This window comes from Prosthecobacter sp. (assembly GCF_044222345.1).
GTDB lineage: Bacteria > Verrucomicrobiota > Verrucomicrobiia > Verrucomicrobiales > Verrucomicrobiaceae > Prosthecobacter.
The window spans coordinates 93,186-105,895 of the sequence record NZ_JBGANL010000020.1 but is presented as its reverse complement, the minus strand read 5'-3'; the positions used below and the strand labels follow the sequence as shown (position 1 = coordinate 105,895).

Annotated in this window: 8 protein-coding genes; 3 read left to right on the top strand and 5 right to left on the bottom strand. The window is 61.2% G+C overall.

The genetic code is table 11. From position 1 onward, the window contains the following. Positions 1–712: 712 nt before the first annotated feature. The 3 genes from ACILSL_RS12945 to ACILSL_RS12935 all read right to left on the bottom strand — a co-directional run bounded on the left by ACILSL_RS12945 (position 713) and on the right by ACILSL_RS12935 (position 4,707). A complete protein-coding gene (locus ACILSL_RS12945; RefSeq protein WP_395732457.1) occupies positions 713–2,809 on the bottom strand; it encodes a LamG-like jellyroll fold domain-containing protein in 2,097 nt (698 codons plus the stop codon). Between the two features lie 170 nt (positions 2,810–2,979). Further along, positions 2,980–3,765, bottom strand: coding sequence for a sialate O-acetylesterase (locus ACILSL_RS12940; RefSeq protein ID WP_395732456.1), 786 nt, complete (start codon positions 3,763–3,765; stop codon positions 2,980–2,982). Between the two features lie 111 nt (positions 3,766–3,876). Then, complete coding sequence (locus tag ACILSL_RS12935) at positions 3,877–4,707, bottom strand: alpha/beta hydrolase (RefSeq protein WP_395732455.1); 831 nt, start codon at positions 4,705–4,707, stop codon at positions 3,877–3,879. A 123-nt stretch (positions 4,708–4,830) separates the two neighbouring features. On the opposite strand from ACILSL_RS12935, the gene ACILSL_RS12930 reads away from it, so the two are divergent. After that, the gene (locus ACILSL_RS12930) at positions 4,831–6,069 is read left to right on the top strand and encodes an NAD(P)/FAD-dependent oxidoreductase (protein ID WP_395732454.1); all 1,239 of its coding nucleotides are present in this window, start codon (positions 4,831–4,833) and stop codon (positions 6,067–6,069) included. 316 nt (positions 6,070–6,385) lie between these two features. Here the strand turns inward: ACILSL_RS12930 and ACILSL_RS12925 are convergent, their stop codons facing one another. Both ACILSL_RS12925 and ACILSL_RS12920 read right to left on the bottom strand, forming a co-directional pair. Next, positions 6,386–7,519, bottom strand: coding sequence for a hypothetical protein (locus tag ACILSL_RS12925; protein ID WP_395732453.1), 1,134 nt, complete (start codon positions 7,517–7,519; stop codon positions 6,386–6,388). A 37-nt stretch (positions 7,520–7,556) separates the two neighbouring features. Further along, entirely contained in the window at positions 7,557–7,994 is a 438-nt protein-coding gene (locus ACILSL_RS12920; RefSeq protein ID WP_395732452.1) for a GNAT family acetyltransferase, read from the bottom strand. Positions 7,995–8,415: 421 nt separating this feature from the next. Here ACILSL_RS12920 and fusA point away from each other — a divergent pair, with 421 nt between their 5' ends. After that, positions 8,416–10,485, top strand: coding sequence for an elongation factor G (gene fusA, locus ACILSL_RS12915; protein WP_395732451.1), 2,070 nt, complete (start codon positions 8,416–8,418; stop codon positions 10,483–10,485). A 251-nt stretch (positions 10,486–10,736) separates the two neighbouring features. Next, positions 10,737–12,698, top strand: coding sequence for a threonine--tRNA ligase (gene thrS, locus ACILSL_RS12910; RefSeq protein WP_395732450.1), 1,962 nt, complete (start codon positions 10,737–10,739; stop codon positions 12,696–12,698). Positions 12,699–12,710: the final 12 nt, after the last annotated feature.

Here is a 12,710-nt window from a genome sequence, read left to right as displayed (position 1 = left end):
GCTCACATACGCTGGCGATCCAAACGCAGGCGGAGCCACCTTCGCCGAAGTCGAAGTCGTCCGCGCCGGCACCGTGCGGCGGTACAAATCACCCGTGCAAGAGACAAGCCCACCAGCCGTCACCAAGGCGCAAACAAGCAGAAGAGAAAGTTTCATAAAAAGCGAAGCAGTAAGATTTTAGAGCAACAGCAGGATAATAACCATCCAAGCCCCGCCTGTCTCTCACAATAAATCGTCGCACCATGGCAGCCTGGAGGGAGGGCGCTGCGGTGCCGACAACCTTGAACAGGGCTGGCAAACAGGCAGCCTCACCTGCAGCAGCCTCGCAGTCATGGGCAGAAAGCGCGGAATGCCACGCGGAGCGTCAGCTTCACCTCGGCGGCGCTCGCTTTGACAGCACCCAAGGCTAGAGCATTTTAAATAAAAAAGTGGCCTCATCTGGGTTGAAAAATCCAAAGCTATCGCGAGGGCGACAGCAAAGTGGCCCGCACAGTCCCCTGTGCGGCGCTCCGCCACACCCATCAAATCCGCGTCACCGCCGCCGCCCTATTAGGCTATAAAATAATTTAAAATGCTCTAAGCACTTGAAAATGATCACCTGGTGGAGGCTACATCGTGGAACGGCTGGAACAAGATCAGCGGAAGGCCAGGACGGCTGCTGTCAGTTGCGGAACACACTGAAGGTGGACACAGGACCAAAGCCCCGGCTTCATCACGGCGCTTCCAGCTTCGCGATCTCCTCAGCCTTCAGCGCCCGGTCAAACACCGCGATCTCATCCAGCCGCCCTTCCCAGTTCGAGTCATTGTCGCTGCGTCCGCCGAAGAAGCACTCCAGCGGGGCTCGGGCCGCTGCCATGACGCTCTCCGTTTCAAGCTCCAGCGTGCCATTGAGATAGGCACGCACCTGGTTCTTGTCGCGCACCACCACCAGATGCTGCCACTGCCAGCGCGGGATCTCGCTCTTGCCTGCCACGAGGTTCTTGTCGTTCGTGCCGCTGAAGAAGATCAGCTTGCCGGTGTGGCCGCTCTTCCCGCCGATGCCGAGGTGCTCGCCCATCACGCTGAGTCCATGGTCCTGCCCCCGGGAGAACAACCAGCCGCTGGTCTCGCGCCCGTCATTCGGCATGCCGTTCCAAAACCACAGCGAGACAGAATATTGACTCCCCAGCCCGGCAAGGCGTGAGCGAATGCGCGCACCCACCAGATGCGGAGCGCGGTTCACTTCGTCAGCACAAAAGCTCGCGGACTTGGGGCCTTCAAGGTAGTAGGCCACATCACGCTCATACACCGCATCATGGCCGTGGGGGCTCGCATCCGCCGCCACCGGTCCGGTGAATTCGTTCAGGCGCCAGTAAGCCGCCGGTTTCAGTGCCAGCACCGCCTTGGCGGCTGCGCCATTGCCCAGCTTCCATTCCTTGCGCGGCTTCTCCGCCACTCGCTCCAGCGCGGCGATGGCCGCCCCCGCGATCTTCGGCTCCGCATTCACCTCCAGCCCGGCGGAGCGTGCCGCCCAGGTGTTGTAGCCGCCCCACGCATGCATCTCCGGCGGCGGGATGTAGCCGTCGCCACCATTCGCGAGCTCGATCACCATCGTGTGGGGCAGGGGACTCGCCGCTTTGATCTTCAGCCCCGTAATCGCGTACGTCTCATTCGGCGTCGTGGCGATGCCGATGTCTCCGAGGCGCACCCCTTGCACCACGATCTCCGTCTGCTGCCGCTCATTCAAAAGAATCTGCTCCCGCGCATACACCTCCGTCTGCGTCTTCGCCAGCCGGTCGCCCATCTCCGCCATCACACGCTGCGCCCACTCCAGGCGCTGCTTGTCCGGCGTACGATATTTCAAAGTCATGCGTGTCTCCGTCATCGCCACGGTGGGATTCTCTTCATATTTGATGCCGGCGTAGGCCTTCATCGCGATGTCCAGCAACCCGTTCGCATACTCATCCATGGTCGGCTTCGGCCGGTCCTTCTCCGGGATCGTGTAATCCGTGCGGTAGATGTCCCCGCTGCAGCCATGCGACATCAAGCCCACCATCTTTCCTTCCGGGTCGATGCGCTTCTGCAGTCCATCCGAAAACAGGCCGAAGTAATCCGCGCCGATGTCCTTGTCGCCAAAGTAGTGCATCGAAAAATTCGCTAGCACCGCCAGCGGTTTCCCGTCCTTCGTTTGGATGGAGATCAGCGAAAGGTCCGGATCCTCCGGGCCGGACTCGCCCGTCACATCATCCCAGTTGCGCCCCGCATGCATGTTGGCCCGCACCGACTTGTTGCCAAAGGGATCTTCCACCACGCGGTCCGGCCTGCGAATCCACTGCCGCAGCGCGGTGAACTCCGCTGCATTCGCCTTGGCAAAGCCGATGCGCGCAGGCACCATCGCCGCCTGCGCCGCCGCGATGGCCTCCACGAGTTTCTCCTTCAAAAAAGGCACATAGCTCGGATCAGGGTCCGTGCCCAGGCAGCCCATGGAAGCCGGGACGGAATGCGCATGCGTGGCGGAAATCAGCAGGCGCTCCGCCGGGATGCCCGTCTTCGCCGCCGCCATCTTCTTCGCATCGTCCAGCACCTCGCGGCTCATCATGCAGCTGTCCGCCACCACGATGGCCAGCTCCGTCTTGCCATCCGTTGCCACGATGGCGCGCGCATGCACGCGTGAGGTGATCTTGTCCACGTAGCGGCTCAGCATCCCGCCATTCACCAGCACTGGCAGCTTCGGCGGCGAGATGTCCACGACCGCCGCCCCCGCTTTGAACTCAGCGTGAATCGAGGTGGCAAACAGCAGAACAGAAAGCGGGAGAATAAAACGCATCATGGTGCGTGAGAATACGCCGCCGGTGGCGGTGCTTATTATGCCCAATACGCCGCCTTTTGTGACTTCCCATCATCGCCCCCTCTGGAAGAGCCTGCAGCAAACCCAGCACGGCGTGGTCCGCACTCTCCGAATGCGGTCAGGAACTCAGCACCGCACTCCACCACCATCCCTCACTTCGTCATTTGCAAAAACGCCGCCGCATACCTCTTGCCCAGTTCCCGGTACGCCGCTGAATCAAAGTGCACCTTGTCACCCTTGTGGTGCAATCCCTCCGCCGTCACGAAGGCTGTGTGCGGCACCTCCTTGGGCAGATCCCGGTGCGCCTTGTCCACCAGCACCTTCTCCGGCGACCACGGCACTTCATCAAACACGCCCATCTGTCCCGCGATGAACGGCACCTCCGGCGCTTTCACCAGCTCACGCAGCCGTTTCACCAGATCCTGCAGCTTGCCCGCATACGTCTCCGCCAGCCCCGGCAGTGAATCGCTCTCGCCTTGATGCCAGAGAATGCCTTTCATCGTCCCCGCTGGCAGCGCGAGCTCCACCCGCTTCACCATGTCATCCCACGGGTGGCTCTTCGTCGCCGGATAGAACACCCCCGGCTTCCAGGTGTCGATCGGCGATCCACCCACCGCGCAGGGGATCAAGCCAATCGTCACCCCCGGATTCGCCTCCGCGATGATCTGGCCAAACGTCTTGCCCAGACCCACACCCGCTGCGGGTTTGTCGAAATGCATCGGATCCACCGCAGGCACCCACTTGCCATCCTTGCTCAGCATCAGCACCTTCGGATTGACCACCAGATCCTGCGTCTCGACCACCCCACGACCCGCCATGTTTGACTGCCCTACGAGCAGAAAGAGATGAAATTTATCCTTGGAGGGCAGGGGAGTGCCTTCAGCAGCAGCGAAGACAGTGACAAAGAGAGCCAGCAGGCAGAGAAGTGGGCGGATCATGGTCAGGAATAGAGAGAAGGGGAACGCTCACACGAATATCTTTTTGCAGATTATGTGTCTTAGATAGGGATGCGAAGAAGGCCGGATTTCTTCAACCACGGAATACACTGCTCACTTCAGCGTCTTCCGCAGCCACGCAATCATCTGCGCTTGATAGTCCGAGCCCAGCTTCTCCCAGCCGCCCATGCCATGGATGCCCCCGGGCACCACGATGGTCTCGCATCGGTTCCCCGCCGCCTTCGTCTTCGCCTCAAAATTCACACTCTGCGAAAGCGGCACCGTCACATCCTTGTCTCCGTGGATTTGCAGAAACGGCGGCAGGCCACCCTGGATGTGATTGATCGGCGAAATCTCCGCCAGCTTCTTCAAGGCCGCATCATTGAGCTCCTCCGTCCCAATGAGTCCGCCCAGCCCACCCAGCGCTTTGCGCCGCTCCACCTGCACCACCAGATCATGCGGCGCATAAAAAGGCACCACCGCCGCCACCCGTGTGTCTCCCTTGCCCGTCATGCCCGCCCAGGAAACAAGATGCCCGCCCGCGGATTCGCCAATCAGCGCGATGCGGTTCACATCCACCTTGTACTCTGCCGCATGCGCCTTCACCCACTTGATCGCGCTCGCCACATCCTCCGCACATGCCGGCCACGCATGCTGCGGCGCCAGCCGGTAGTTGATCGTGAACCACGTGAAGCCTGCCTTCGACAGCGGCTCAAACAACGGCTTGATGAACGAATGCTTGTCCCCCTTTGTGAAGCCGCCGCCATGCACCAGAATGCACGTGGCAAACGGCCCCTCTCCCTCCGGCACATACGCATCCAGCGTCAGCGACACATCGCCCGCCTTCGCAAATTCAATGTCCTGCTTCAGCCCCGGCATCGTGAAGTTGTCGGCGGCAGGAAGAGCGGTGGTCAGTATCAGGGCAAACAGAATGGCGGATTTCATGGTGCGTAACTAACGCCACTTGCAGCAGCGCTTATCGTCAATTCATCCAGCTTTCCCGCTGCGGAAGCTGTGCGAAAGAAACCCGCCGGTTTGCGGTCTGGCGTGCGTATGCTCTAGTGAAATATGAAACAACAGCGCGTCGTGATTCTCGGGGGTGGATTTGCCGGTCTGGCCTGTGCCAAAGGATTCCCTGAAGAACGCTTCGCCGTGACACTGGTGGACCGCTGGAATCACCATCTCTTCCAGCCGCTGCTCTACCAGGTCGCCACCGGCGGTCTCGCCATGACCGACATCGCACAGCCGCTGCGCTCCATTCTTTCCGACTATAAAAACGTCACCACCTTGATGGATGAAGTGAGCCGCATTGATCTGGATGCCAGGCAGGTCCACCTGAAGGAACAGGTGCTGGATTACGACTACCTCGTCATCGCCCTCGGTGCCAGGACCGGCTACTTTGGCCATGACGAATGGGCCGCGCACACGCTGGGTCTGAAAAGCCTGGATGACGCCATGAAAATCCGCAAGCAGGTGCTCCTCGCCTTTGAGCAGGCCGAGTGCTCGAATGATCCCCAGACAACCGCACGTTTGCTGACGATGGTCATTGTGGGCGGCGGTCCCACCGGTGTGGAGATGGCGGGCTCGCTCGCCGAACTCGCACAGCAGGTGCTGAAAGAGGACTTCCGGCGCATTGATCCCAGCCAGGCGAAAATCCATCTCATCGAGGCCGGGCCCAAGCTGCTCGCGACTTTTCCCGGCGGACTGCCGAACTACGCCTGCCAGCATCTCGAGCACCTGGGGGTGACGGTGCATCTGAATTCACCCGTCAAAGAAGTCGGCGCAGGCTATGTCATCATCGGAGATCACCGTATCGAGACAGACACCATCATCTGGGCCGCAGGCGTGGAGGCCAGCGGCGTCACCCGCACCCTCGCAGGCATCCCATTGGATCGCGCAGGCCGCATCCAGGTCCAGCCAGACCTGAGCCTCCCCGGCCATCCCGAAGTTTTCGCCGCAGGCGATCTCGTGGCACTGACCGATGCCAAAGGCATCCGCGTCCCCGGCGTCAGTCCCGCCGCCATTCAGATGGGTCACTTCATCACCCGGACGATCTTGGACGAAGGCATGTCCGTGCCGCGCAAACCCTTCACCTATCTCGACAAAGGTACCATGGCCACCATCGGCCGCAGTGCCGCCGTCGTCAGCTTTGCCGGCATGCACCTGCGCGGCATGCTCGCCTGGCTCATGTGGCTCTTCGTCCATCTCCTATTTCTCATGGGCATGCGCAATCGCGCCATCGTCTTCCTCCACTGGGTCTGGTCCTACATCACCTGGCAGCGCGGCGCACGCATCATCCAGCCTTGATCCTAGGAGCGCGGAATTTATTCCGCAGCACTCCGCCGAAGCGCCAGACTCTTAACGACACAACCTCCCCTTCAAGCCGAGGCCCCTCTTCTATGCCTCAGGCAACCAGGAGCAACAATCGGGTTGTACTCCCCCCTCGAAAAACTCATTTCCTGCGAGAGCCGAAGCAGCACCCTTATGGACTGCGGTCGCGGAGTGAGGAACAAACGCAGCTGCCGCTTTCGCCAGCCGGTCACCTCACGCCTGCCACGAAACATTCGAAAGCGACAGCTCATCGCAAGCGCACTTGAAAAATGCCTCTCATGGCCGCAGGCCCTCACTTCACCTCAAACGCCTTCGTATCCAGCACCTTCCCATCCTGCACCAGATCCACGCAGTACTTCCCAGCCGGCAGGCCGTCCTTCACCTCGAGCGAAGAGTCGATCTGATCACTCACCCCGGCCTCCACGTCCGCCGTCGCGATCACCTGCGCCTTCTCGCCTTTCACTTCCACCAACCTCCAGACAAGCTGCACACCTTTGGCCAGCGCCTTCTCCTTCAGGTTCCACCGCACATGCAGCTCCGTGTCGTCCGTGGTGAAAGCCTTCACCTCCTTGCCAGCCTCGCCCTTGCCGTCATCCCGAAACAACTGCGATGAGTCCAGCACCAGCTTCGTCTTTCCCGCCATCGGCGCGCCCACCTTCACCGTGAACTTCTCATGCGCCACCTCCTGCCCGTCGAGCTGCAGTGAGACCTCATGCGTCCCCGCAGGCCAGCCACCGGCGGGGATGAAGGCGAAATGGAAAGGCACGTTTTCCTTGTTCTCCTCCATCGTAAAGCTGCGCGTCCCCTCATCGTCCACCTTGCCATTCACCAGCCACGTCGCCTCCAGCCATGATGACAGGCCCAGATTGCCCACGCCCGTCAGGAAGACCTTGTCCAAGCCGTCAAACTCACGCGCCTCATTCACCGGCTTGTGGTCCTCGTCCGCACCCTTGGCCAGTGCGGTTTTCAGCAGCTTGCTCGGAATGGCCTCCTTCGGCGGCGCCACCCGAAACGGAAACTGTCCCAGCGGCTTTCCATCCAAAGTCACATCCGCCCGGTAGCACGCCCCCACCGGCATCGGTTGCTTCGTCTTCATGTCAAAGCTCACAAACGTGTCCTCCCCAAACGAGAAGATCACCCCCTTGTTCACCGTCGCCACATCCACCTTCGCCTCTGCCATCAGATCCTCCCGAAACATGAACTTCGCCGCCACCACCCCCGACTTCGGCCTCCCCTTCAGCTCGATCGAAAGAAACACCGTCTCATCCGGCTTGAAAAACTCCGCCACATCCTTCGGTGACTGATCCTCTTTGAACCCATGGCAGTACACCGCCTTCTTCAAATCCCCCTCCGCCGCGTGAATCCGCACGGCCGCACCCGCCAGACTGAAACCCAAAACCAGCAGAGGAACGAAAGAGGTCTTCATGCCCGCATCCAACCATAGTTCATGCCAATGGCAAGATTCATGGCGCATCATGCTTCAGTCGCTTGCCCAGGCTCACCACCTCATCGACACCAAAACCTAGAGCCTCATAGAAAGCAATGACCGCCGCGTTGGTCGTGCGCACCTGCAGATTGATCTTCGGGCACCCCACCGCCCGCAGCAGCTCCTCCGCATGCTCCATCATCTTCCGCGCCAGCCCCTGCCGCCGCCGCTCTGGATGCACCGCCAGATAATTGATCCATCCCCGGTGCCCCTCATACCCCACCATGCACGAGCCCACGATCTGCCCCTCCACCTCGCCCACCAGAAACAATTCCGGATTCACCCGCAGCTTCCGCGCAATGTCCGCCACCGGATCATTCTGCGGCACCACCAGCCCGCAAATCTTCCACAGTTCAATGACCGCCGCTTCGTCAGCAGACTGAAAGGGACGGATGTGAAAAGATTGCGGTCTCATGTCCGGTGGGGGGATTTCACTCAGCATCATCGCACAAAACACGCTGACGCATCAGCAGATTTCAAAAACAAAGCCAGGGCGAAGAGGCCCGTTTTCCTTGCCGTCCTTTTTTGTTCTTTCGATTGGCTGACTCGTGCATCTCCCCGCACAACCCAGGCAGGATACTCTATCCTGCCCGGTGCCCCCATTGACTTTTTCAAGTCGTATGTTATGTAGTCACCGCGTCTTATGATACCACGCCTCTCCATCATCATATTTCATTCTGCCCGGCTACGGCCAGGGTTCGGGATGACGATGTCATAGAGGACAGAAGTCAGATTTTGCTGCTATCCCCGGGAGCCCTGAATGCCGTCAGTCTGCATCAGGGCCTTTTCATATCCTTCCGGGGAGCAGCCGTTCCACATTCGAACATCTGACTCTTATGAAACTCAATACGACTGACTCGGGCCGCATCCGCAACATCGGCATCGCCGCCCACATTGATGCTGGCAAAACCACGCTCACCGAACGCATTCTCTTCTACGCAGGCGCCATCCATGCCTGCGGGGATGTGCACGAAGGCAACACCACCACCGATTTCTCGGACATAGAACGCGAGAAGGGGATCACCATCTCCTCCGCCGCGGCCCCATGCTCGTGGACTCAGCAACCCGTCGCAGGCCTCACCCGCCTCTTCTCGGGCCAGCCCCATCGCCTCAACCTCATCGACACCCCCGGCCACGTCGATTTCACCGCCGAAGTCGAACGCTCCCTCCGCGTGCTCGATGGTGCCGTCGCCGTCTTCTGCGGCGTCGGTGGCGTGCAGCCGCAAAGCGAAACCGTCTGGCGACAGATGGACCGCTACCGCGTACCGCGCCTGGCCTTCATCAACAAGATGGACCGCCTCGGCGCGGACTTCGCCCGCGTCGTGGGCGAATTGCAGACAAAGCTCAACGCTTGCGCCTGGCCCATCCTGCTGCCCTGGGGCGCGGAGTCCGCGCTCTGTGGTCAGCTCGATGTCATCGAAGAGCGCGCCCTGCGCACCCATGCCGACTCGCCCATCGGCTACACCGTCGAAGACATTCCCACCGAATGCCTCTCCGCCGTCGAATCCGCGCGCCGTGATCTCATCCAGGCTCTCGCCAGCCTCGATGACGAAATCGCCGAACTCTGGATCGAAGACCAGTCCGTGCCCGCGCACCTCCTCCGCACCGCGATCCGTCGTCAGACCCTCGCAGGCCGCTTCGTGCCCGTCATCGGCGGCAGCGCGTATAAACACATCGGTGTCTCCGCGCTGGTGGATGCCATCGTGGACTTCCTGCCCGCGCCTGAAGAGGTGCAGCGCGTGAACGCCATCGAAGCCCCCCTCGCCGCGCTCGCCTTCAAAATCGTGCGTCATCCCCAGGCAGGCCGCCTCGTCTATGTCCGTGTCTATTCCGGCACGCTTCATAAAGGCACCCCGCTGCTCAATCCGCGCCTCGGCAAATCCGAGCGCTGCGGCAGGCTGCTCCGTGTCTTCGCCAACCGCCGCGATGAACTCGAAAGCGTCCAAGCAGGCGACATCTGCGCCGTCACCGGACTCAACAACTTCAGCACAGGCGATACCCTGTGTCTGGTAGATCATGCCATCATGCTTGAGCCGCCGGTGTTCCCTGAACCCGTCGTCAGCATGGCCATCGAGCCCGCAAAATCCGCCGACCAGTCACGTCTGGCCACCGCCCTCTCACGTCTCAGCGATGAAGACCCCACCTTCCGCGTCCGCACCCAAGAGGAGACCGGCCAGTGCCTCATCTCCGGCATGGGCGAGCTCCACCTCGAAGTGATCCGCGAAAAACTCCTGCGCGAGCACGGCGTCGAAACCCTCGCCGGCGCACCCGAGATCGCCTGCCGTGAAACCATCACGCAAACCGCAGAGGCCGACCACTTGCTCAAAAAGCAAAACGGCGGCTCCGGCATGTATGCCCGTGTGAAGCTTACCGTCGAGCCTCTGGAGCGCGGCGCAGGCCTCGTCATTGAGGACGCCATCGTCGGCGGCAGCATCCCCTCCCAGTTCATGGGCGCGGTGCGCCGTGGCATCACTGAGGCCGCCGTGTCAGGCCCCCTGTCCGGCAGTCCTCTCGTCGATGTCCGCGTCCGCATCATCGACGGTGCCTACCACGCCAAAGACTCCAACGACCAGGCTTTCCGCATGGCCGCCGGAGACGCCCTCCGCGAGGCCCTGCGTCTGGCAGCCCCCGTGCTGCTGGAGCCCGTCATGCAGGTCGAATGCACCGTCAGCGACGAGCACCAGGGAGACATCCTGGGCGATCTCAGCCGTCGCCGCGCCCGCATCACCAGCATCGATCATCGCGGCACCGAATCCGGCATCCTCGCCGAGGTCCCCCTCGCCGAAATGTTCGGCTACGCCGGAGCCATTCGCAGCCTCTCACGCGGTCGCGCCAGCTACTCCATGGTCCCCACAAGCTATGAAGTAGTTCCCGCCTCCGTCCTGCCACGTCTGCTCAAAGCATGACCACGCCCCACCACGCGGAGCCCGTCTTGAAAAAGTCGGGCTCCGTTTTTTTGACATCAAGAGACGCATGCATCGTTAAGCGACCCTCGGTGAAGAAATTCTTTTCTTGTTCCGCCGCCACAGTTTGAACGCTCACCTACGGACTGGCTCTGTGCGCCAGCGGCGGGAACGGTGGGCTGACTCCTTTACTCGTCGTTATCACCTTGAATCTCGTCGCGTTCTGCTGCATGGACACGGCCCCACTTACAACCATGTCCGAAGCCCGCAAGACCCTCGAAGAACGCGCTCAGATGTCTGACATCGACCGCCTGCGCCACTCCTGTGCCCACGTGATGGCCACCGCCATCCTGCGCCTGTGGCCCAATGCCCAGTTTGCCTACGGCCCTCCGGTCGAAAACGGCTTCTACTATGACTTCGACCTGCCGGATCACCGCATCACCCCGGATGACTTCGAGAAGATCGAGGCGGAGATGAAGAAGATCTCCAAGGAGAACCAGAAGTTTGAATGGAAGGGTGTGAGCCGGGATGAAGCCATCGCTCTCGCCAAATCGGGCCGCCTCGGTGGTCTGACGGAGCGCCCGGGAAATCCCAGCGTCTTCAAACTCGACCTGCTGGAAAAGATTCCTGAAGGCGAGCAGATCTCGACCTTCCAGAACGGTGACTTCATTGACCTCTGCGCCGGACCCCACGTGGGCTACAGCGGCAAGTGCAAGCACGTCAAAATCATGTCGGTCGCCAGTGCCTTCTACATGGGCGACGACACCAAGCCGCAGCTTCAGCGCTTGTACGGCACGGCATTTCCGAGCAAGGAAGAGCTGGACCAGCACCTGGTGCAACTGGAAGAAGCTAGGAAGCGCGACCACCGCAAGCTGGGCAAGGAACTCAAACTTTTCCACATCGACGAAGAAGTGGGGCAGGGGCTCATCCTCTGGACGCCGAATGGTGCCATCCTGCGTCAGGAGCTGCAGAGCTTCATCAGCGAAGAGTTGCGCAAGCAGGGTTACAGCCAGGTTTTCACGCCGCACATCGGCAAAGTGGGCCTGTACAAGACCAGCGGCCACTTCCCGTATTACAAGGACAGCCAGTTCGCCCCGGTCATTGAGAACGACGATCTTGCCAAGGTGATCAAGGAAGGCTGCGGCTGCTGCGAGGTCATGGAGCGCCTCGGTGCCGTGTCCGCCCGCATGCGCCAGCAGCTCAACGAGCGCGCGGGCAAGGAAGTCATCACGGAAGACCGCGTGCTGCCAGATGACAAGCTGCTCGACGGCTTCCTGCTGAAGCCGATGAACTGCCCGCACCACATCAAGATTTACGACAGCCAGCCGCGCAGCTATCGCGACCTGCCCGTGCGCCTCGCCGAATTCGGCACGGTGTACCGCTGGGAGCAGAGCGGTGAGTTGAACGGCATGACCCGTGTGCGTGGCTTTACGCAGGATGACGCGCATCTTTTCTGCACCGAAGACCAGGTGGCCAAGGAAGTCCTCGGCTGCCTCAGCCTCGTCAAAATTGTGCTCAACACCCTGGGCATGCACGACTACCGCGTCCGCGTGGGCCTGCGAGATCCGGACAGCAGCAAGTTCACCGGCAATCCCGAGCAGTGGGACAAAGCCGAAGCCGCCTGCCGCGAAGCCGCCGCCACCCTGGGCGTGCCCTTCACCGAAGAGCCCGGCGAAGCCGCCTTCTACGGCCCGAAGATCGACTTCGTCATCAAGGACGTCATCGGCCGCGAATGGCAGCTCGGCACCGTGCAGGTGGACTACGTCCTGCCCGTGCGCTTTGATCTCACCTACAACGGCGCGGACAACAAGCCGCACCGCCCGGTGATGATCCACCGCGCGCCCTTCGGCAGCATGGAGCGTTTCTGCGGCGTGCTCATCGAGCACTTCGCCGGTCACTTCCCGACCTGGCTCGCCCCCGAGCAGGTGCGCATCCTCACCATCAGCGAGAAGGTGGACGCCTTCGCCGATGAAATTTACGTCCAGCTCAAGGACGCCGGACTGCGCGTTTCCCTCAACAACGACGCCGACAAGATCGGCGCCAAGATCCGCCTCGCCCAGCTCGACCGCATCCCCTACATGCTCGTCCTCGGCGAGAAGGAAGCCGCCGCCCAAAGCGTCGCCGTCCGTCACTGCAAGAAGGGCGATCTCGGCGTGAAGCCGATTGCCGATTTCCTCGCGGAGATTCAGGCAGAGGTGAAGGACCGGAGGCTGTAGGCGGTCGAGGAG